Source organism: Flagellimonas lutimaris (assembly GCF_003581615.1).
Classification (GTDB): domain Bacteria; phylum Bacteroidota; class Bacteroidia; order Flavobacteriales; family Flavobacteriaceae; genus Flagellimonas; species Flagellimonas lutimaris.
On record NZ_QXFH01000077.1, the window covers coordinates 86418 to 108476 of the forward strand.

Annotated in this window: 23 protein-coding genes and 1 other RNA gene; 14 read left to right on the forward strand and 10 right to left on the reverse strand. The window is 39.6% G+C overall.

Annotated features, from left to right (window positions below; translation table 11 throughout):
• Position 1 precedes the first annotated feature (1 nt).
• The 5 genes from D2V08_RS14580 to ppk1 are packed head-to-tail and all read left to right on the forward strand — an operon-like array spanning position 2 to position 4533.
• Positions 2-334, forward strand: a complete 333-nt coding sequence (locus tag D2V08_RS14580) for a ribonuclease Z (RefSeq protein ID WP_119608892.1) — start codon at positions 2-4, stop codon at positions 332-334.
• Positions 331-1266: a ribonuclease Z gene (locus D2V08_RS14585; RefSeq protein ID WP_119608893.1), complete on the forward strand. Its 936-nt coding sequence runs from the start codon at positions 331-333 to the stop codon at positions 1264-1266. The genes D2V08_RS14580 and D2V08_RS14585 overlap by 4 nt, the downstream gene beginning before the upstream one ends.
• Before the next feature lie 44 nt (positions 1267-1310).
• Positions 1311-1958 (forward strand): pyridoxamine 5'-phosphate oxidase, encoded by a 648-nt coding sequence (gene pdxH / locus D2V08_RS14590; RefSeq protein WP_119608894.1) that lies wholly within the window; start codon positions 1311-1313, stop codon positions 1956-1958.
• Positions 1959-1968: 10 nt separating this feature from the next.
• Complete coding sequence (locus D2V08_RS14595; protein WP_119608895.1) at positions 1969-2457, forward strand: SixA phosphatase family protein; 489 nt, start codon at positions 1969-1971, stop codon at positions 2455-2457.
• Positions 2458-4533 carry a polyphosphate kinase 1 gene (ppk1, locus tag D2V08_RS14600; RefSeq protein ID WP_119608896.1) on the forward strand — a complete coding sequence of 692 codons (2076 nt, stop codon included), beginning with the start codon at positions 2458-2460 and terminating at the stop codon, positions 4531-4533.
• Between the two features lie 9 nt (positions 4534-4542).
• Here ppk1 and D2V08_RS14605 read toward each other — a convergent pair whose 3' ends face one another.
• Positions 4543-5124: a MiaE family protein gene (locus tag D2V08_RS14605; RefSeq protein WP_119608897.1), complete on the reverse strand. Its 582-nt coding sequence runs from the start codon at positions 5122-5124 to the stop codon at positions 4543-4545.
• 53 nt (positions 5125-5177) lie between these two features.
• The gene (locus D2V08_RS14610) at positions 5178-6947 is read right to left on the reverse strand and encodes a DNA polymerase III subunit gamma/tau (protein ID WP_119609659.1); all 1770 of its coding nucleotides are present in this window, start codon (positions 6945-6947) and stop codon (positions 5178-5180) included.
• Between the two features lie 107 nt (positions 6948-7054).
• Between D2V08_RS14610 and rnpB the strand changes: the two genes are divergently transcribed.
• Positions 7055-7371, forward strand: an RNA gene (gene rnpB / locus D2V08_RS14615) — RNase P RNA component class A.
• Here rnpB and D2V08_RS14620 read toward each other — a convergent pair.
• Genes D2V08_RS14620 through D2V08_RS14630 form a run of 3 tightly spaced genes read right to left on the reverse strand, consistent with a single transcriptional unit; the run spans position 7367 to position 9459 of the window.
• On the reverse strand, positions 7367-7906 hold the full coding sequence (locus D2V08_RS14620; protein WP_119608898.1) for an RsmD family RNA methyltransferase: 540 nt from the start codon (positions 7904-7906) through the stop codon (positions 7367-7369). The two genes, rnpB and D2V08_RS14620, sit on opposite strands and share 5 nt — an antisense overlap.
• The gene (locus D2V08_RS14625; protein ID WP_119608899.1) at positions 7907-8719 is read right to left on the reverse strand and encodes a DUF3822 family protein; all 813 of its coding nucleotides are present in this window, start codon (positions 8717-8719) and stop codon (positions 7907-7909) included. It abuts the gene before it with no gap.
• Between the two features lie 2 nt (positions 8720-8721).
• Positions 8722-9459, reverse strand: a complete 738-nt coding sequence (locus D2V08_RS14630) for a hypothetical protein (protein WP_119608900.1) — start codon at positions 9457-9459, stop codon at positions 8722-8724.
• A 107-nt stretch (positions 9460-9566) separates the two neighbouring features.
• Here D2V08_RS14630 and D2V08_RS14635 point away from each other — a divergent pair, with 107 nt between their 5' ends.
• The 7 genes from D2V08_RS14635 to D2V08_RS14665 all read left to right on the forward strand — a co-directional run bounded on the left by D2V08_RS14635 (position 9567) and on the right by D2V08_RS14665 (position 15900).
• On the forward strand, positions 9567-11000 hold the full coding sequence (locus tag D2V08_RS14635) for an ATP-dependent DNA helicase (RefSeq protein WP_119608901.1): 1434 nt from the start codon (positions 9567-9569) through the stop codon (positions 10998-11000).
• Between the two features lie 30 nt (positions 11001-11030).
• A complete protein-coding gene (locus D2V08_RS14640) occupies positions 11031-11594 on the forward strand; it encodes a DUF4126 domain-containing protein (RefSeq protein ID WP_119609660.1) in 564 nt (187 codons plus the stop codon).
• 41 nt (positions 11595-11635) lie between these two features.
• Positions 11636-12349 carry a 3-deoxy-manno-octulosonate cytidylyltransferase gene (kdsB, locus tag D2V08_RS14645; RefSeq protein WP_182835586.1) on the forward strand — a complete coding sequence of 238 codons (714 nt, stop codon included), beginning with the start codon at positions 11636-11638 and terminating at the stop codon, positions 12347-12349.
• Complete coding sequence (locus D2V08_RS14650; protein WP_119608903.1) at positions 12340-13044, forward strand: HAD family hydrolase; 705 nt, start codon at positions 12340-12342, stop codon at positions 13042-13044. Before kdsB ends, D2V08_RS14650 begins: the two co-directional genes overlap by 10 nt.
• Positions 13044-14171 carry an iron-containing alcohol dehydrogenase family protein gene (locus D2V08_RS14655; RefSeq protein WP_119608904.1) on the forward strand — a complete coding sequence of 376 codons (1128 nt, stop codon included), beginning with the start codon at positions 13044-13046 and terminating at the stop codon, positions 14169-14171. The genes D2V08_RS14650 and D2V08_RS14655 overlap by 1 nt, the downstream gene beginning before the upstream one ends.
• A 36-nt stretch (positions 14172-14207) precedes the next feature.
• Positions 14208-14750 (forward strand): lysophospholipid acyltransferase family protein, encoded by a 543-nt coding sequence (locus D2V08_RS14660; RefSeq protein WP_119608906.1) that lies wholly within the window; start codon positions 14208-14210, stop codon positions 14748-14750.
• 145 nt (positions 14751-14895) lie between these two features.
• Complete coding sequence (locus tag D2V08_RS14665; RefSeq protein WP_119609661.1) at positions 14896-15900, forward strand: amidohydrolase family protein; 1005 nt, start codon at positions 14896-14898, stop codon at positions 15898-15900.
• A gap of 80 nt (positions 15901-15980) precedes the next feature.
• On the opposite strand, the gene D2V08_RS14670 is transcribed toward D2V08_RS14665, so the two are convergent.
• From D2V08_RS14670 to gcvT, 4 genes are all read right to left on the reverse strand, one after another.
• A complete protein-coding gene (locus tag D2V08_RS14670) occupies positions 15981-16691 on the reverse strand; it encodes a YebC/PmpR family DNA-binding transcriptional regulator (protein WP_119608908.1) in 711 nt (236 codons plus the stop codon).
• 73 nt (positions 16692-16764) lie between these two features.
• Positions 16765-17046, reverse strand: a complete 282-nt coding sequence (locus tag D2V08_RS14675) for a 4a-hydroxytetrahydrobiopterin dehydratase (RefSeq protein WP_119608910.1) — start codon at positions 17044-17046, stop codon at positions 16765-16767.
• Between the two features lie 48 nt (positions 17047-17094).
• Entirely contained in the window at positions 17095-17913 is an 819-nt protein-coding gene (locus tag D2V08_RS14680; protein ID WP_119608912.1) for a sugar nucleotide-binding protein, read from the reverse strand.
• A gap of 3 nt (positions 17914-17916) precedes the next feature.
• Positions 17917-19008, reverse strand: a complete 1092-nt coding sequence (gene gcvT / locus D2V08_RS14685; protein ID WP_119608914.1) for a glycine cleavage system aminomethyltransferase GcvT — start codon at positions 19006-19008, stop codon at positions 17917-17919.
• Positions 19009-19149: 141 nt separating this feature from the next.
• Between gcvT and D2V08_RS14690 the strand changes: the two genes are divergently transcribed.
• The gene (locus D2V08_RS14690; RefSeq protein ID WP_119608916.1) at positions 19150-20766 is read left to right on the forward strand and encodes an aminopeptidase P family protein; all 1617 of its coding nucleotides are present in this window, start codon (positions 19150-19152) and stop codon (positions 20764-20766) included.
• Here the strand turns inward: D2V08_RS14690 and thrC are convergent.
• A complete protein-coding gene (thrC, locus tag D2V08_RS14695; RefSeq protein WP_119608918.1) occupies positions 20763-22058 on the reverse strand; it encodes a threonine synthase in 1296 nt (431 codons plus the stop codon). The two genes, D2V08_RS14690 and thrC, sit on opposite strands and share 4 nt — an antisense overlap.
• Between the last annotated feature and the right edge of the window lies 1 nt (position 22059).

Below are 22059 nucleotides of genomic sequence, written 5' to 3' on the forward strand. Positions count from 1 at the left end.
GATGATTTTCGACAAAGACGGAACAACAACTATTGTTTTTCAAGAAAAAACTACACTTTCCGGGTTTTTGGAAAACCTGAACAAAGCCTACCCCAAACTAAAGCACGACAATATTGTAGTCAATCTTTTTTCTTTTGATAAACTTACGATTGGTGATATTTTGGAGTTTTTGGATATTTCCAACACCCATAAAGGTTCAGGACAATCTTTTGTTCTGGTGACGGATAAGCTAAGTTATGATGAAGTTCCAGAAGAAATAAGTGTGGTGCCCACTTTACAAGAAGCAAAGGACCTTATCGAAATGGAAGAAATAGAACGTGATCTTGGCATATGAAACTTACCATTTTAGGTTGTTATGCCGCTACACCAAGAACATTTACCAATCCAACATCGCAGGTACTCGAGATAAAAAACCACCTATTTTTAATTGATTGTGGCGAAGGAACCCAAGTACAGCTTAGAAAGTACAAAATCAAGTTTTCCAGAATCAATCACATATTTATATCACATCTTCACGGGGACCACTTTTTTGGACTTCCAGGATTGATTTCAACCTTCAGGTTGTTGGGCAGGGACAAAGAACTACATATTTATGGTCCAAAAGGGATAAAGCAGGCCATAACCTTATTTTTAAAGCTTGGAGATTCTTGGACCAATTACCCATTGATATTTCACGAGTTGGAATCTAAAGAATCCGAACTCATTTATGAGGATGAAAAAGTTACAGTGCGTACAGTCCCATTGATTCACAGGGTATATACCAATGGATTTTTGTTTCAAGAAAAAGAAGCACCAAGAACTTTGAATATTGAAGCAGCTAAAGCTTATGGAATCGATAAGAGCCAGTTCAATAATATTAAAAAAGGTGTTGATGGCGTGGACGAATCCGGAAATACAATTCCCAATAAGCAACTTACTTTAGATCCACCCGAGCCCAAAAGTTATGCTTTTTGTAGTGATACGGTGTATAACGAATCGATTTTACCTATCATAAAAGATGTAACGGTGCTTTACCACGAATCTACTTTCTTGGAATCCGAATCCCACCTTTGCGACAAAACAAAGCATTCCACTTCGAAACAAGCGGCACAAATTGCCAAGAAAGCCGATGCGAAACTTCTTGTTTTAGGGCATTATTCAACGCGTTATAAATCCATCGAACTGTTTGGGGAAGAAGCCAAGGAGATTTTTCCTTATGTCGATTTGGCAGATGATGGCAAGATATTTGACTTTGGCAGCAAAAGGATTTTAGCAAAACTTTTCTAAACCTGTTGCTTTGAGGAGATTCTAATTTTGACGAACTTCACGTCATGCAAAAAGACTTGAGCAACTATAGGAAATCCTACGAAAAAAGTGAATTGACAGAGGAGATCGTAAAGGAGAATCCACTGGAACAATTTCAAAAGTGGTTCCACGAAGTGGAAGCTTCCGATGGAGTGGATGAACCCAATGCCATGACTGTTTCGACCATTGGTTTGGATGGATTCCCGAAGAGTAGAGTGGTCTTAATGAAGAAATTTACTTTTGAAGGCTTTATTTTCTATACCAATTACCAAAGTGAAAAAGGCAAGGCGATTGGAGCGAATCCATCTGTTTGTTTATCTTTTTTTTGGCCAAATATGGAACGCCAAGTCATTATAAAAGGTACAGCCGAGAAGATAGCTGAAAACCTTTCCGATGGATATTTTGAATCCAGACCCACAGGAAGCCAACTCGGTGCCATAGTGTCCGACCAGAGTGAAGTGGTACCTTCCCGGGAGTATTTGGAGAAGGAGTTGAACAATCTGGAAAAAAAATATGATGGGAAGGAAATTCAAAGACCCGACTATTGGGGAGGGTATTTGGTGCGCCCCATATCCATTGAATTTTGGCAGGGACGTCCCAATAGATTGCACGATCGAATTCGATATACCCTTCAAGAGGATTTTGATTGGAAAATTGAACGTTTGGCACCCTAATTCCGATAAGATGAAACAATTAATACTGATGCGACATGGGAAATCCTCTTGGGATTACGATGTCTCGGACAATGATAGACCTTTAAAGCAAAGAGGGGTTAACGATGCCCATTTGGTTTCTCAAACCTTTGGGTTGCATGCTCCTTCAATCGATTTTATATATTCCAGCCCTGCCAACCGTGCTTTGCACACCAGTATGATTTTTATAAGAAATCTGGAATTTGACCTGTCCAAATTCAAGGTCAACAATATGCTCTATGATTTCTCGGGCAACAGTGTACAGCAATTTGTGCAACAATTGGACAATGATTTAAACACTGTAGCCATATTTGGTCACAATTATGCCTTCACTTCACTTGCAAATACTTGGGGAGATCAGTATATTGAGAACGTTCCCACAGCAGGACTTGTGCACATTACATTTGGTGTGGACGATTGGTCCAAAATATCAGGGGGTACCACTAAACAAATGGTCTTTCCAAAACACTTGAAAAAATAAATGGTAAAAACAAAGAACGAATATATTAATAGAGAAATCAGTTGGTTACAATTTAATGCTAGGGTACTGCAGGAGAGTAAGGACCATAGAGTTCCGCTGATTGACCGATTACGATTTTTAGGAATTTTCAGTAACAATTTGGATGAGTTTTTCAAGGTAAGGTACGCCACGGTAAAACGTATTGTAGATGCCGGGAAAACTGGAAAAAGTGTCTTGGGTGGAGAAAAAGCAAAAGACCTTTTGGAGGAAATTACCAAAATTGTGATTGACCAGCAGTCACGTAGTCTTGAGGTTTTTAAGGAAATAGATAGAGAACTGCGAGAAGAAAATATTTTTATCATCAGGGAAACAGAAGTAAATGAAAGTCAAGCTGAATTTATTCGGGACTATTTCTTTAAAAAGGTAAATCAGGAGTTGATGACCATCATCCTCAATGATCTTACCGAATTTCCCTTGCTGAAGGATACGGCGGCTTATTTGGCGGTTAAAATTGTAATGAAGAACGGCTCTGCGAAGGGCAAACACAACCGATATGCACTTATTGAAATTCCCAAAGGAATAGATAGATTTGTTGTATTGCCAAAAGAAGGGGATAAGGATTTTGTCATCATGTTGGATGATTTGATTCGTTTTTGTTTGGACAGTGTTTTCACCATGTTCGAGTTTGAATCCATTTCTGCTCACATGATTAAAATTACAAGGGATGCGGAGTTGGATATTGACAATGATTTGAGCAAAAGCTTCATTGAAAAGATCTCTTCTAGCGTAGAGCATAGAAAAATAAGTGACCCTGTACGTTTTGTTTACGACAAAAGTATTGACAAGGATACCCTTCAATTCCTAAAGGAAAAAATGGATATCATGGATACTGATAGCGTTATTCCTGGTGGCCGTTACCACAATAGAAGGGATTATATGGGCTTTCCTAGCCTGGGAAGGAATGACCTTATGTACGATAAAATTGAGCCCTTACCAGTAAAGGGATTAAGTATGAAGGGGAGTTTGTTGGATATCATTGCCCATAAAGATTATATGATCTATGCCCCATACCATACCTTTAGTTACGTAACCAAGTTTTTGCGAGAAGCTGCACTAGATCCCCAAGTACGAAGTATTAAGATCACGATATATCGATTGGCGAGTGATAGTCAAATTGCATCAGCTTTGGTCAATGCGGTCAAAAATGGAAAGCAGGTGACCGTGCAGATTGAATTGCAAGCTAGGTTCGATGAGCAGAACAATATTGAATATGCCAACCATTTACAAGACGAAGGGGTTAAGTTGATTTTTGGTGTTCCTGGACTAAAAGTACACAGTAAGGTTTGCTTAGTGGAACGCGAAGAGGATGAGGGAATCAAAAGGTATGGTTTTATCAGTACAGGGAATTTTAACGAGTCTACGGCAAAGATTTATACGGACTACACCTTATTTACCGCCCACCAAGGTATCCTTAAGGATATGAACAAAGTGTTCGGGTTTTTCGAGACCAATTATAAAATCAACAAATACAAGCATCTAATCGTATCTCCGCATTACACTAAATCAACTTTTATGAAGTTGATTGACCAAGAAATCGAGTATGCAAAGGCAGGTAGGGAGGCCTATATCAAAATAAAGATAAACAGCCTTACTTCGTATAAAATGGTGGATAAGCTTTATGAGGCCAGTAGGGCAGGAGTTAAAATACAAATGATTGTTCGCGGTGTATGCTGTCTTATTCCCGGTGTTGAGGGCATGAGCGAGAATATCGAAGCCATCAGTGTCGTTGATAAATTTTTAGAGCATCCTAGATTGTTCATTTTTGGGAATGGCGGTGATATGAAAATTTATATTTCTTCGGCAGATTGGATGACGCGAAACCTCGACTTTAGGGTTGAGGTAGGGTGTCCTGTTTACGACCCGGATATCAGACAAGAATTGCTCGATACTTTTGATATTTCTTGGAGAGATAATTCCAAGGCAAGAGTGTTCTCGGCAAAACAGGACAATGCCTATAGAAAGCGTGCCAAAGGGGAGCCTGAGCTACGTTCTCAATTTGAAATGTATGATTATTATAAACGAAAGTTGGAGGCTTAATAAAGAGGCTTAACCGTGCATGGTTTCCTTTTTGCCGAGGTCTTTCATTAACTGGGCTTCGTACTCCAATAGCTCCTCCCATTTCTTATCCACTTCCTCCTTTTTTCCGTATTTACGGGCAAACTTTAGGAACATGGTGTAGTGGTTGGCCTCGCTGACCATTAAATTGCGGTAGAATTCGGATAACTCTTCATCGTCTATCTCTTCTGAAAGTAATCTAAAACGTTCACAACTGCGAGCTTCAATCAGTGCGGCATATAAAAGTTTGTGCACCAAATGTGTTTCTCTACTACCACCTTTTGGGAAGAACTTCATCAATTCAATTACGTATTCATCCTTTCGTTCGCGTCCCAAGACCCATCCACGATTGATAATTTTATCGTGCACCATATTAAAGTGTCCCATTTCTTCACGGGCAAGCGCGGTCATCTCCTTTACCAATTCCGATTTTTCCGGAAAGCCGATAATCAAGGAAATTGCAGTACTGGCTGCCTTTTGCTCGCAATAGGCATGGTCCGTCAAAATTTCTTCAATATTTTTTTCAACAATGTTTACCCATCTTGGGTCTGTCGGAAGTTTAAGGCCTAACATGAATACGTTTTTGAATGTTACGAATGCAAAGATAAAAGTATTGTGCGGTAAGTTTAAAAATCCAAATCAAACTCTTTTCGCAATAGCTCAATATTTGGATTTTTCTCTTTTAATTTTTCATACTTCTCCTCTGGGGTAAAGGCGAATTTTTTGGCTACCTCTTCATTTACCGTAATATGGAGCGAAATGGAATAATTGTTCAGCTTTTGCTTCAGATAGTCGAGCATTAAGCTCTGTTCCCTTTCTATCTCCTTTTTCATGGTGCCGTTGGGGAGCTCTATCCAAATGGTATTCTCGTTTTTTAGCTTGGGAACATCAGACTGAAGGTTACTTGCCAATATTTTTCTCCCTTGTTTTTCCAATTGGTGTACAAAATCGTCCCAATGTTTCTGCATAACCTCTTCTTCGAAAGCATCTTTAGGTAAATCCTCTTCGGCTATGTTTGTGGATTTTGTGTTCTCATGTTCCTTTTTGACCTTGATACTGGAGAGTGACAGACCCGAAATCCGCTTTTCGGAAGTCTTAATGTTGATTTTTTTGGGCTGATAACTTTCTTTCGGCTCACTGACCAGTTCTTCTTTAGCTTTCTTTGGTTCAGGAGCTTCTTTTATAGGTTCTTTTGAGGTGGTTTGTTCAGGTGCTGGTTTTTCCACTTTGGGCATTGGAACCGAACCAATGTTTGGAGGAGGTGTTGTACCGTTTGATGTTGATATTTTACCTGTAAAATAAGAGGCAGGGATTATGAAATTAGAGTTTTTTTTTTCTCCATCGTAAGTGATGGACGCCAATTTCATGAGAGTAAGTTCAACCAGTAATCTTTGATTTTTACTGGTCTTATATTTTAGGTCGCAATCGTTGGCCATATCTATGGCCTTTAAAAGGAATTCTTTTGATGCCTTTTTTGATTGATCTTGATATTGTTGCTTTACATCTTCACCAACTTCCAAAAGGTCCAAAGTATCAGGGTGTTGGCAAACCATCAAATCCCTAAAATGTGAGGCCAAACCTGTAATAAAGTGGTGGCCATCGAACCCAAGGGATAAGGTTTTGTTGAAAAGAACCAAAAGTTCGGGAATGTTGTTCTCCAAAATCAAGTCGGTTGCGGAAAAGTAAATGTCGTAATCAAGAACGTTGAGGTTTTCGGTTACGGCTTTTCGGGTCAATTTTTCCCCTGAAAAACTGACCACGCGGTCAAAAATGGATAATGCATCCCGCATAGCACCATCTGCCTTTTGTGCGATAATATGTAATGCACTTTCCTCAGCTTCTATCCCTTGCTGTTCCGCAATATGTTTTAGGTATTCCGCGGCATCTTTTACCGTGATGCGTTTAAAGTCAAAAATTTGGCATCGGGACAGGATGGTGGGAATTATTTTGTGCTTTTCCGTTGTTGCCAAAATAAAAATGGCATGCTTAGGCGGTTCTTCCAAGGTCTTCAAGAATGCATTGAAGGCCGATTGTGAGAGCATATGCACCTCATCAATAATATACACCTTGTATTTTCCCGTTTGCGGTGGTATGCGTACCTGGTCTATCAAACTACGGATATCGTCTACAGAGTTATTGGAGGCAGCATCCAGCTCAAAAATATTAAAAGCAAAATCTTCATCTTCCCTTTCCGTTCCATCTTGGTTTATTTTTTTGGCCAAAATACGGGCACAGGTCGTTTTCCCAACACCCCTTGGACCACAGAACAACAGGGCTTGCGCCAAATGATTGTGTTCAATGGCATTCGTCAAGGTATTGGTAATAGACGATTGTCCCACAACATCCTTGAACGTCTGGGGTCTATATTTTCTTGCTGATACTATAAAAGGTTCCAATACTGGGAAAAATAGAATTATTACAAATATAAAAATAGGATCGTGCAAAGTTACCTGCAAGTGCAGAGTTAAGCCGTTTTTTATTAACAATTGGATTACCTTTGCACTTAGCAGGCCACCTTATCGCTGCAAGTATGGGCAACCGTACTTGAAGAGGAAAGTCCGGGCACCAAAGTGCAGCATAGCGGGTAACGCCCGTCCGCCGCAAGGCGAGGACCAGTGCAACAGAAAGCAAGTACAGTTCGGCTGTAGTGAAATCGGCAAACTCTATGCGGTGAAACGTCATGTAAACCAACGTCCCGATAGCTATCGGTGGAGGGCTGCACGCTCGAGTTGGAGGGTAGGCGGTTAGAACTCTTGGGCAACCATTTGTCTAGATAAATGATAAGGGTATACAGAATCCGGCTTATGGCCTGCTTTTATTCTACTTCAAAGAAACTAAAAATACTTCCCCCATATTTTCTTTGTTCCGAAAACTTGGGGTGTTCGGAAAGATCGGTTTGCTCGGAGTGTTCAATGATTAAAAGCCCATCTTCCAGTAAAAGCTCTTTTTCAAACACCAAATCAGCAATTTTTAAAAATTGTTCCGTATCAAAATCATACGGGGGGTCGGCAAAAATAAGGTCGAATTTTTCAGGTACCCGCTGTAAAAACTTAAAGACATCGGATTTTACAGTAGTAATTGAAAAATCCAACTCTTGTGCTGTTTTGGAAATGTAGCGAACACAACCTTGATGACCATCAACAGCAGTTATTCTGTCTGTACCCCGGGATGCAAACTCAAAACTAATGTTTCCTGTTCCCGAAAATAAATCCAGCACTTTAAGCTCGTCAAAATAGAATCGATTAGTCAGTATATTGAACAGGGCTTCCTTGGCCATATCTGTCGTAGGGCGTACCGGTAGTTTTTTTGGGGCAGTTAGTCTTTTGCCCTTATATTTTCCAGAAATAATCCGCATTTAGAGGGAGCTTAAAATGGAAAAATCTATGCTCTCATTTTCCAATTGTTCCATTGGGAATGATGGGTTGCTGGGCACAAAAACGGATACATTTTTAATGTATTGGTAACAAAGTTCGTAAATGGCGTCTCCTTCTTCAATGGAACCAAAAAGTTTAAGATTGATTTTTTCCAAATCCATTTGCAATTGCTCTAAACTGAACAATAGATAATATAGAAAGTCTTCTTTGTTACTGTACTCGAACTGATTGTAAAACAATAATTTTTTATCGGACATCACCATCATTTCCGTCTCGCGCTCCGATACTTGAACATAACAAACGGGTTCTGATGATGTTCTATTTTGCTTCAACAATGTATTGATGAGAACAGTTCCGCTATGCTTGAATTCAAACTCTCCAAAAAGCTCAAAAATGAAGTTGTTTACATTGGTGTAGGGGATGTAAACATTGATGATTTCTTGGTTTGGGATTTCATCATATGCGATAAGGTCGTTGGCCATTATCTTGGCATTGAACTTTAAATAGTTCGGTAATTCTTCTTTATTGAAAAGTGGCTTGGGCACCAGACTGAACATATTATTCTTGTGAATAACCATTACTTCGGAGAAGTTTCTTCCCACCTCGCCTTGTTTGCTGACTTTTTCTTTTAACTCTTTGAGCATTAAGTAGGGAGTAAGCTGTGTTTTAAAATTCACTCGTTCAAACGCGAGAATTTTATTGGTAATGGTATCCAGTACACAAAAAGAAAGTCCATTCAAGCCAGCTTGAATGGACAGTTTTCTATTGGTGCTATTTGTTTCGTTATGTACTATAGCTAGTTGTTCTTTTTCCTATCGTAGATAGGTGGCCAGTTTCCGTTTGTACTAACATCAGTCAAGGAACCAACCTTTATTTCAGTGCCATTTACTTCTTCAACACTTTGGTAAGAGTTTTCTTTTTCTACCAAATCTTCCGGCTGATCGTAAAGCACAACGTTTTTCTTAACCTTGGCTTCGAAAACAGGAGCTTTATATCCACTCTTGTCAACAATATCAGCTTTCATTTCAAACTTTTCATTGTTTTGGGCGTAAGGAACGTCCATCATAGTTTTGTAGCGGTCATCTGCTCCAAAAAGAGAGTCTTTTACTTTTACTGTCCCCAAAGTATCAATAATAATGGTGTCCTGCTGCATATCAATCTGATAGGCTCTGTCATATCTCATGAAAGAGGAGTCGCGTTGGGTAGTAATGGTATAGCTGCCAGTATCGATGAATTTAATCAAGCTTTCAAAATCACCGGCATATTTTCCGTTTACAGTTTTATAAGCTTCTTGAGAATCCCTAATGTCCTTAAGTTTGTCAATAACATGGGAAAATCTCTCTTTTCTTACCTTATTGAACTCAATGGGGGCGTTGATGGAATCGTATATTTTAAAACCTAAGTAAATGCTCAAAATTCCGAATAGAATTACTAAAACAGGCTTTACTTTTTGAGGTAAAAATCTATCGATCAAGAAAACAAGCCCTATGGTCACAAGGCATATTAATACAACAATAAGAATTAAGTTTAACATATCTGATACTGTCTTTCAAAGTTAATTTAGTGGTTACAGACAAATCTACAATATTTTTTTTATTGCGAAACTTTTTGCTTTAAAAAAGAGCGCTATATTTAGTGCTCATGAATGATTTTACAGCACCGGAATTTTTAAAGATTTTAACTGAAAAATTTCCCCATGTACCTACCGTAAAACAAGGCTTGGCACTTAATAAGCTGGCTAACTTTGTTTTAGAGGGCAAAAAGGACGACGTATTCCTTTTAAAAGGATTTGCAGGAACGGGAAAAACCACCTTGATAGCCACTTTGGTGAGCAGTCTTTGGAAGATTAAAATGAGCTCTGTTTTGATGGCTCCAACAGGTAGGGCAGCAAAAGTGATGTCCGTTTATTCCGGAAACAAGGCATTTACCATCCATAAAAAGATATATTTTCCCAAGAAACAGTCAGGGGGTGGCATCCAATTTGTTTTGGCACCAAATAAACATCGCAACACTATTTTTATAGTGGACGAAGCATCTATGATTCCAGATACGCCTGCTGATTCTAAATTGTTTGAAAACGGTTCGTTGTTGGACGATTTAATGTTTTACGTACATTCTGGCCATAATTGCAAATTAATTTTGATCGGTGATACCGCTCAGTTACCTCCGGTTAAATTGGAACTGAGTCCCGCGCTTGATGAAAACCGCTTGTCCTTAAATTATGATAAAGAGGTGGAGTGTTTGGAGCTGGATGAAGTAATGAGGCAATCTGGGGGGTCAGGTATTCTTCATAATGCTACTAATCTTCGAGAGCAATTACAATCCGAGTTTTTTGATGACTTTAAGTTTGAGTTGAACAACTATAAGGATATTGTACGTTTGATTGATGGTGCCGAAATTCAGGAAGCGATAGATTCATCCTATCATCAAAATGGAAAAGAGGATACGGCCATTATTGTTCGTTCCAACAAAAGAGCCAATTTGTACAATCAAAATATAAGGGAGCGTATCCTTTTTTTGGACAATGAAATTGCTGTTGGCGATTACATGATGGTGGTCAAGAACAACTACTTCTGGTTAAAACCCAACTCCGAAGCTGGTTTTATCGCCAATGGCGATATTATTGAAGTGTTGGAACTTTTTGCCATCAAAGAACTTTATGGATTTAAGTTCGCCGAAGTCAAGGTTAAAATGGTGGATTATCCCAGCCAAAAACCCTTTGAGACCGTTCTTTTGCTCGATACGATAACCGCGGAGACCCCATCATTATCTTATGAGGACGGGAATCGGCTATATCAAGAGGTAATGAAGGACTACGCTCATGAAAAATCAAAATATAAAAAGTTTTTGGGGGTTAAGAACAACAAGTTCTTTAATGCACTCCAAGTGAAGTTTTCCTATGCAATAACCTGTCACAAGTCACAAGGAGGGCAGTGGAATACCGTTTTTGTAGAGCAACCTTATTTGCCCAATGGGGTGGATAAAGATTATTTAAGATGGCTTTATACTGCTGTGACAAGAGCCGAGCGACAACTGTACCTTATAGGTTTCAAAGATGATTTTTTTCTTGACTAGGAATACCCTATTTTAGACATCAGCATGAATATTGAACCAGATACCATTATTAGTATTTTCCTTGGAATAGGATTGGCGGCATCTGTTGGCTTTCGGGTTTTTCTGCCTCTTTTTGCACTTAGTTTCGCTGCCTATTTAGGGGTTTGGGATCTCAACGCAAATTGGCAATGGATTGGAAGTTTAACAGCACTCATAGCCTTGGGGGTTGCAACCATTGTTGAAATTTTCGCCTATTTTATTCCATGGGTGGACAATGCCCTGGATAGTATTGCTATTCCCATGGCCGGAATCGCTGGTACTGCCGTAATGGTGTCCACAGTGGCCAATTTGGACCCGGTAGTTACTTGGTCTTTGGCCATTATTGCCGGTGGTGGCACCGCAACAGCTATAAAAGGGGCCAATGCCGCAGGGAGGTTAACATCTTCTGGAACCACGGGAGGGTTGGCCAATCCTTTGGTGTCGACCTTGGAAACAGGAGCTGCCGTAACAGTAAGTACAGCATCGATATTGGTGCCACCCATTGCAGCAATCCTTGTGATAATCATTCTGTTTATCATATTCAGAATATATAGAAAATTGAGACCCAAAAAATAATCAATCACTCAACCAATATCCTAAACGTGAAAATAATTTCCATGATTCCCGCCCGCTATCAAGCCTCTAGGTTTCCTGCCAAACTGATGCAGGACCTTGGTGGGAAGCCTGTAATTGTGAGGACTTACGAAGCTGCCATAAATACAGGACTTTTTGATGATGTATATGTGGTTACGGATAGTCCTATAATTTCGGATGTGATCAAGGATATAGGAGGAAAGGTAATAATGAGCCAAAAAGCGCACGAAAGTGGCAGCGACAGGATTGCTGAGGCCGTTGAAGATATGGATGTGGATATTGTGATCAATGTCCAGGGAGATGAGCCTTTTATAGATTCTGTAAGTTTGGAAAAGATTATTCAGGTTTTCAAAAATGATACCAGGAAAGAAATCGATTTGGCTTCCTTGATGACTCCAATTTCTGATTGGGATGAAATTTCCAACCCTAATACGGTAAAGGTCATTGTGGACAATCAGGATTTTGCACTTTATTTTTCACGTTCTCCAATTCCTTACCCTAGAGACAAGGAAGTTGAAGCAACCTATTACAAACACAAAGGGGTATACGCTTTTAGAAAAAGAGCACTGGAGGATTTTCAAAAATTGCCCATGCTTCCCTTGGAGGCCAAAGAAAAAATTGAGGCCATACGTTTTTTGGAGTATGGCAAAAAAATAAAAATGGTGGAAACCCATGTGACAGGTATCGAAATTGATACACCAGAAGATTTGGAACGCGCTAGAAAGGTATGGAAGTAGATTTCACTAACATAAAAGTAATTGGCTTTGATGCGGATGATACCCTTTGGGTCAATGAGACCTATTTTAGGGAAACCGAAGAAAAGTTTGCAGAACTTTTGGAAGATTATGAGACCAAGAACAAGATTGACCAAGAGCTTTTTAAAATGGAAATGGACAACTTGGATATTTATGGTTATGGCATTAAAGGTTTTATGCTTTCTATGATAGAATCCGCCATGGACCTTTCCAATAATAAAGTTTCACAAGAAACTATTGGTAAAATATTGGACCTTGGTAAGAAGATGATATCACATCCAGTAGAGTTGTTGGATGGGGTAGAGGAAGTTTTATCTAAATTGGTGGGGAAGTATAGATTAATTGTACTCACTAAGGGAGATCTTTTGGATCAGGAACGGAAATTGAAAAAGTCGGGACTTTCCCAATATTTCCATCATGTAGAAGTGTTGAGTGATAAAAAAGAAATTAATTACAGAAATTTGCTGGAGCATTTGAATATAGATGTTAGCGAATTTTTGATGATAGGAAATTCCCTTAAATCGGATGTATTACCTATCTTGAATATTGGGGCTAAAGCAGTCCATGTACCGTTCCATACCACATGGGCCCATGAATTGGTTGCAGAAGATGAAATGGTGAACAATCATCTTAAATTGAATGGTCTCAAAGACATTTTGAAGTATTTGGATAATTAATGAAGACAGAAAGCGATTTGAAAAAACAGGAAACAACCTCAACCCATAAAACATTGTACAAAAACTTTCCTATGGTACCCAGGGTAATTTTTGGGTCGGGCTGTTTTTCTCAATTAGGGGATATTTTGTTGCCTCAGCGAAAAAGTTCTGAGGCACCCTTTATTTTTTTGGTTGACGATTTCTTTGAAAACCAACAATTCTTGGCTAAGGTTCCCCTAATGTTTAACGATGAGGTTATTTATATCTCTGCTAAAGAGGAACCTAAAACAGCTCAGGTAGATGCCCTAGTTGATCAAATAAGGGAAAAGTACAATGAACTCCCTTCGGGTATTATTGGTATTGGAGGAGGAACCCTGCTGGATCTGGCCAAGGCGGTTTCCATTTTATTGAACAATAAAGGGCTCGCTAAGGACTATCAAGGATGGGATTTAGTGAATAAGCCGGCGCTTTATCATGTTGGTATCCCTACCATAAGTGGTACGGGAGCCGAAGTATCACGAACCACCGTATTGTTAGGTCCCGAAAAAAAATTAGGAATAAATTCGGATTTTACACCTTTTGACCAAGTACTACTGGACCCCGATTTTAGTAAAACAGTCCCCAAGGAACAATGGTTCTATACTGGAATGGATTGCTTTATACATTGCGTGGAGTCGTTAACAGGTACTTATCTGAACGCTTTTAGTCAGAGCTATGGAGAAAAGGCCATGGAACTTTGCAAGGAAGTATTTCTGGGAGATATATCCGCTGAAGAGTCCAGGGACAAATTGATAATGGCTTCTTGGCACGGCGGAATGAGCATAGCGTATTCCCAAGTAGGAGTGGCACATGCGATGAGTTATGGTTTATCCTATCTTTTGGGCGTTAAACATGGAATCGGAAATTGTTTGGTGTTTCAACATTTGGAAGAGTTTTATCCGGAAGGAGTGGCACTCTTCAATAAAATGATGGAAAAGCACAACATAACACTGCCAAACGGCATCTGTGCCGATCTCACCCAAAATGATTTTGATGTGATGGTGAATATCTCATTGAGTCTAGAACCCCTTTGGGAAAATGCACTGGGTAAGGATTGGAAAAGTATCATGACACCAGAACGTCTTCAGGCGTTATATCAAAAAATTTAAAAATCTGTTTGGTTAAGAACAGATAACCACGACCCAATGCAAAGGCTGGCCAAGTTTATATACTTTAAAATTTTGGGATGGAAACTCAATGGTTCCTTTCCGGATGTAAACAAATGTGTTATAATCGTGATTCCCCATACGCATTGGTTGGACTTCTTTTTGGGACTTTTAATACGGAAGGTAATAAACCAAGAAATCAATTATATTGGAAAAAAGAGCCTTTTTAAACCTCCGTTCGGATGGTTTTTTAGATGGACAGGCGGCGCTCCTGTGGATCGTTCCAAAAACTCCAATACGGTAGATAGCATTGTTCAGATTTTCAATGAAAGAAAGGTGTTTAGGTTTGCTTTGGCGCCAGAGGGAACGCGAAAAAAAGTAGAACATTTAAGGACAGGGTTTTACCACATCGCCAAAAAAGCCAATGTGCCAATTGTGATGGTGGCTTTTGATTTTGGGAAAAAAGAAATCAAAATTGGAGAACCCTTTTATCCTGCTGAATCAATGGATAAGGATTTTGAAAAAATCCATAAATTTTATAAAGGGGTACAAGGCAAGGTGCCGGAGTACAGTTTTGATTAAATTCTTTTTCATTATTCGGATGACTTCTATATCAAACATGTTATAATACCAACTCATGTTTTAAAAATGGTTTCATTAGATTATATAGAGGATCTTTTGTATGAAAAACTGTTATCTTGAATCCATATTAACCAATAAACCACATATGAAATTTTTAACCTGCCATTTAATTAGTAAAGCCACGCTTTTTTATACTTTATTCTTTTGCTTTGTGTTTACTTTAAACGCCCAAGAATCCAAAAAAAGACTTCCAATAATAGATGTGCATGTACACGCCATGGGAGGGAATCTAAATGTCCCGCCTTTGTGCCCCTGGTTTTTGAAGAATATGCCGGGAAGTGGACCCGACCAAGAACAACCATCTTTTATGAACACCAATTGTATTTCTCCTTTACAACCTGCAAGGAGCGATGCCGAAATGGATGCTGCCATTCTCAGGGCAAACAAAGAACTGAACATTACCATGGTGGTGAGTGGAGATGCTAAAGCCATTCATAGATGGCATAAAGCGGCGCCGGACCGTATAATTCCATCCTTGGGAATTAGCAATGCCGATGAGATGACTGTCGAAGCATTCAGGGATTCTCTGTCCACAGGCTTTTACAAAGTCATGGGGGAGGTAGCTCCTCAATATCAGGGAATGTCCCCCAGCGATATATCCCTTGATGAATATTTCGGAGTTGCTGAAGAACTGGGAATTCCGGTAGGTATACATATGGGAACAGGCGGAAATGGCATGGCTAACCTTAGTCGACCAAAATATCGAGCTTCTTTAGGGCAGCCCTTTTTATTGGAAGATATGTTGGCCAGGCACCCCAAGTTAAAAATTTGGGTGATGCATGCAGGTTACCCTATGGTAGACCAAATGATCGCACTTATGGGGGCAAATGCCTATGTTTATGTGGATTTAGCAGGGTTTATTTGGTCTTATCCCTTGGAAGAAATCCATGCATACCTAAAACGATTGGTACAGGCAGGGTTTTCCAAGAGAATTATGTATGGGACAGATTTAATGATTTGGCCAGGATTGCTCGAAACCTCCATTGAAGTAATTGAAAGCGCCAACTACCTTTCCGAAGAGCAAAAGAGAGATATATTCTTTAACAATGCAGTGCGATTTTTTAACTTGGACGCGTCCAAATTTGAATAATACAATAACAAGTGCGGATAAAAAAAGAGGCTTACTTTTAAGTAAGCCTCTTTTTGTTTGTTATAAATAAAGTATGGATGTTACTCCTGCATACTATGAAAAACGTTCTGAACATCGTCATCTTCCTCAATTTTCTCAAGGAGTTTTTCCACATCAGCAGTCTCTTCTTCATTGAGTTCTTTGGTTACTTGCGGAATGCGGTCGAAACCGGAGGAAATAATTTCAATCTCACGTGATTCGAGTTCTTTTTGGATAGCCCCAAAATTTTCGAAAGGTGCATAAATATGTATGCCATCTTCGTCATCAAAAACCTCTTCGGCGCCAAAATCAATCATTTCCAATTCCAGTTCTTCTGGGTCAATGCCTTCACCATTTACGGTAAAGTTGCACGTATGGTCGAACATAAACTCCACCGAACCGGAAGTGCCCAAGCTGCCATTGCACTTGTTAAAATAGCTGCGAATATTGGCAACGGTACGTGTGTTGTTATCTGTGGCCGTCTCTATTAAAATAGCTATGCCGTGGGGAGCATATCCTTCAAAAAGCACCTCCTTATAATCACCTTGATTTTTGTCCGAAGCCCTTTTAATGGCACGCTCAATATTGTCCTTGGGCATATTAACGGACTTGGCATTCTGAATTACAGCACGCAACTTGGAATTGGCATCGGGGTCAGGGCCACCTTCTTTAACTGCCATTACAATATCTTTCCCAATTCTGGTAAATGCTTTGGACATCGCTGCCCAACGTTTCATTTTTCGTGCCTTTCTAAATTCGAATGCTCTTCCCATATAAATCTTTAATTCTGGATAAAAGCAAATTTAGCAAAAAAAGCCCCTTTGTCAAGTTGAATTTGGGGTGTGTTTAACCCACTATCTCCTCAATAGATTTTGCAAGGTCGATATCCTTTTGGGTAATCCCATCGGCATCGTGTGTACTTAGTTTAATCGTGAGTCTGTTATAGACATTCTCCCAATTGGGGTGATGGTTCTGCTTTTCACATTCAAATGCAATGTGCGTCATTGTAGCGAAAGCCTCTTTAAAATCCTTGAAGGTGAAGGATTTCATAATCATTTCATCTTTTAGGGCCCAACCGGGCAGATTTTTAATAGCCTCTTCAATTTCATTGGTGTTCATCTTCTTCATAAATCTACATTTTCTTAAAAGATAACTAATTAAGTAAGGAAAATAAAACTATACAGGCAGATGGTGCTCTATAATCTCTTGACAACTAATACGAAGATTTTTAGGTAAGATGTTGTCCTTGGGCAAAGCGGCCAAATACCTGTCCTCATTAGTAGTGTAAACCCTTTTGTAAACTGGATGATAGTTTCCCAAATGTTCGATGACCTCTTTGATGAATTCTTCATGGTGGATAAGATCGCTACTCCCCAAATGGTAAATACCAGTTTTGTTCCTGTTGATGAGGTAGTGAATCTGTTGTGTCAACCTATCATCGTTGGTCACATTAATGATAAGGTTCGGGAACACCTCAATTGGCTCTTGGTTCGCTATATTTTCCTTGATTTCTTTAATTCTGGGTGAAGCATTACCAAACACCATAGGTACACGAAGTATTGCAGTGTTACCTTTTGGTAAACGCATCATCATGTTCTCAATTTTTATTTTGAGCCTCCCATAAACACTTAAAGACAAGGTTTTGTCATGTTCGTAGGACGGAAACTTGCTGTAGGCATCAAAAACATTGGCGGAAGAGATAAAGTATAATTTGGTGTCTGTCTTCATCAAATACTCCATCAAATGGTGGTGGGCCTGTATTTGAGCGGGAAAATTTCCACGAAGCGATGATATGATAATATCTGGTTTTATATGTTCCAGAATCTGAAAAATATCATCCTCCTCCAAGTCGTATCTTATAAACTGTTTGTTGTTGGCAAAGGAACGATTGGAGTAATAGGTGCCGTAAGTATCAAAATAGGAGCAGAGTTCTTTGTATATGGCATTGCCCACAAATCCACTCGCTCCTAATATCAATATCTTTTTTTTATCCAAAGGCTAACTAGGTGTTTTATAAAATGGCAATTTTACAACAGTTGCCAAAACGCTATTCTTACGTATTTTAATATGGATAGGTGTATCTACCTTTGAAAATCCGGTAGTTACATAACCAAGTCCGATTCCTTTAGAAAGGGACGGGGACATGGTTCCCGAGGTCACTTTTCCTATCTCATTGCCCTCGGCATCCAAAATAGGATATCCAGCCCTAGGAATTCCTCGCTCTTCCATTTGAAATGCGATTAGCTTTCTTTTAGAACCTTCTGCTTTTTCTTTGGCAAAGTTTTCGCTGTTCACAAATTCTTTAGTGAACTTGGTTATCCAACCCAAGCCAGCTTCAAAAGGAGAGGTGGTGTCATCAATATCGTTTCCGTAAAGACAGTAACCCATTTCCAATCGTAATGTGTCACGGGCAGCCAAACCAATAGGTTTAATACCGAAATCGGCACCGGCTTCCAATACTTTGTCCCATACTTGTTGTACTTCGGAATTCTTGCAATAAATCTCAAAACCACCAGAACCCGTGTAGCCCGTTGCCGAAATAATGACATGGTCAACCCCGGCAAAATCACCTACAACAAAGTTGTAGAATTTGATAGCCGATAAATCTACCGAAGTAATCGATTGCATGGCCTCTACTGCTTTTGGTCCTTGTATGGCCAATAGTGAATAATCGTCAGAAATATTTCGCATTTCAGCACCAATGGCCTCGTTATATTTGGAAATGTGTGCCCAATCCTTATCAATGTTGGATGCATTCACCACCAAAAGATAAGTTTCATCCTTCACCCTATACACAATAAGGTCATCCACAATTCCACCAGTTTCATTGGGCAAACAACTATACTGCGCTTTACCTACGGTTAATTTTGAAGCATCGTTAGTGGTTACTTTTTGAATAAGTTCCAAAGCCTTTGGTCCCTCGATCAAAAACTCGCCCATGTGGGAAACATCAAAAACACCAACGCCCTTGCGTACGGTTTCGTGTTCAATATTTACACCCTCATAAGAAACAGGCATGTTGTAGCCCGCAAACGGTACCATTTTGGCTCCCAACGCCTCATGCGTTTTAGTAAGTGCAGTATTTTTCATTGAGTCTATTTTTAAGATGCGCAAATTTATGGAATTAATTAAGGATACCCTTGTTTTAGGTTCTAACGATTTTGACAAAACTGAAATATATTACCATGTGTAGTCTGCCTAAAATTTGTATTTTGAAAAAAAAATAGAATCATGTCAAAATTCACATTTAGCCTGTTGTTTATTCTGTTTATTGCTTTTGAAGGATTTTCACAGGGTACACCTACCGATTATTTACCTGCCGATTTTCATAAGGAACGAAGAGACGCTGTTCGGGAAAAGTTGCCTCCGAATACAGCGATCGTTCTTTTTGCCAATGCAGAGCGTAACCGTGCAAACGATGTGGACTATGTGTACCACCAAGACCCCAATTTTTATTATTTAACAGGGTATAAAGAACCCAATGCGGTATTGGTCATTTTTTCGGAAGAACAGACCGATGCTTCTGGGAACAGTTTTGATGAGATATTCTATGTTCAGGAGCGGGACGCAAGAGCGGAGCAATGGACTGGAAAACGATTGGGCGTAGAAGGTGTGAAAAAACAATTGGGTTTCAATATGGTTTTTAATGGAAGTGAATTTGAAAACTTTCCGTTAGATTTCACTTCATTCGATAATGTGTCCTTTGTAGATTTTAAGAATGATTATCGTGATAAATCTGGCAAGGCGGATTTGTTCGACTTGATTAAAACCTTCAAGATAAAAGCTAATTACCCTTCGGACTATAATCCAACGCGAAATAGTTTATACAAAAGAATAGCAACTTCCAATGCTGAAAACAGCAATGAAGTGACCGAAACTATTGAGCGCTATCTGGAACGTTACCCAGAATTGCAGGATGATGAGATTTTAAATGGCTTTGTAAGTGCAAATAATGATGGAATACGGGATGAAATCAAAAATAAAGTGTTGGTGATTCAGCGTTCAACGAATCTCGATTCCAGTATTTTACCAAAGGTAATGGCCGAATTGCGACAGGATAAGTCGCCTGAAGAAATGAAGCTTCTCAAAAAGGCTGTTGAAATTTCTGCCGTTGGTCAAATTGAGGTGATGAAAGCCATGCATCCCAATATGTCGGAAACAGAAATCCAGGGCGTGCATGAATATGTCTATAAAAAATATGGTGCCGAATATGAAGGCTACCCATCCATTGTGGGAGGTGGACACAATGGTTGTATCCTTCACTATATCGAAAACAACAAGACTAAGGTTGGCAACGATTTGGTGTTGATGGACTTGGGAGCAGAATACCACGGATATACGGCCGATGTAACACGAACCATTCCCGCTAACGGAAAGTTTTCTCCTGAACAAAAAGCCATCTACGATATTGTTTACAATGCTCAAGAAGCTGGTATTGCTGCCAGTGTGGTAGGGGCGTCTTTCCGAGAACCACACAAGGCTGCTTTGGAAGTTGTTACCAAAGGATTAATGGATTTGGGCATTATTAAGGAAGCTAAGGAAGCAAGGATTTATTTTCCACACGGAACTTCCCATTATTTGGGATTGGATGTGCACGATGCAGGAACCTATCAAGCCTTTAAACCCAATCAAGTGATTACGGTAGAGCCAGGTATTTATATTCCTGAGGATAGTAATTGCGATGAAAAATGGCGGGGCATTGCCGTTCGAATTGAAGATGATATTCTAATTACAGAAGATGGTCCTGTCAATCTTTCTGGAATGGCGCCACGAACAACCGAGGCCATCGAAGAAGTGATGAAACAACCCAGTCCCTTGGACAGCTTTAAACTGCCCAAGTTAGATTAATCGTTCAACAAAAATTCTTTTAGTTCATCATAAGTGGCAATGGAAACGGATTTTTTCTCCTTGTCCATTACTTTCATGATTTGTGGTGGAATTTCCGGACTCAACCCCAAAGTATCTTCAACTACATCCAAAAATTTAACAGGATGTGCCGTTTCCAAGAAAATACCATAGGTATCTGGATTGGATTTTTGATATTCCTTTAGGCCAAGATACCCTACTGCGCCATGAGGGTCCATAACATATCCTGTTTTGGAATACACTTCTTTCATTGTGGCATTGGTAGCTTCATCCGAGAAAGCGTAGGAGGCAAGGTGCTGTTGAAGCGTCTCTAAATCATCTTTATGCAAATGTCGGATTCGGATAAAATTACTTGGGTCACCTACATCCATGGCATTGGAAATGGTAGCTATAGATGCCATTGGTTCATAAATTCCATTTTCCATGAATTTTGGAACCACATCGTTTACATTGGTGGAGGCCACAAAATGTTTGACGGGCATTCCCAATTTTTGAGCCATCATACCTGCACAGATATTCCCAAAATTCCCCGATGGTACGGAGAACACAAGCTCTTTTCCTTTTGACTTTGCCTGTTTGTAGGCAAACAAAAAGTAGAATAACTGGGGCAACCATCTGGCTACGTTGATACTGTTTGCGGAGGTCAGTTTTTTATGATCTGTAATTTCAGAATCCAGAAAAGCGGTCTTCACCATCCGTTGACAATCATCAAAAACACCATCAACCTCCATGGCCTCAATGTTTTGTCCTAAAGTGGTCAATTGTTTTTCTTGAATTTCGCTAACCTTTCCACTGGGGTAGAGAATCACGACTTTCACGCCATCAACCCCCAAAAAGCCATTGGCAACGGCACCTCCTGTATCACCCGAAGTGGCCACTAAAACGGTGACATCCTGTCTTTCGCCTTGGGAAAAGTACCCAAGACAGTTGGCCATAAAGCGTGCTCCTACATCTTTAAAAGCCATGGTGGGACCGTGAAAAAGTTCCAAAGTGGCTATATTTTCTTCGATGTCGACCACGGGAAAATCAAAATCCAAGGTGTTCGCAATGATTTCTTTCAAATCTTCATCAGGGATATCATCACTTACAAATTGGTGAATAGCCTTGAACGCTATCTCGTGGTTGGAAAGCTCCTCAATGTTCTCAAAAAAAGCTGATGGAAGCGGAGTGATGCTTTCTGGAAAATAAAGTCCCTTATCTGGAGCAATACCTGCAATGACCGCATCTTTGAAAGAGACTCTTATATTTTGGTTGTTTAGACTGTAGAATTTCATG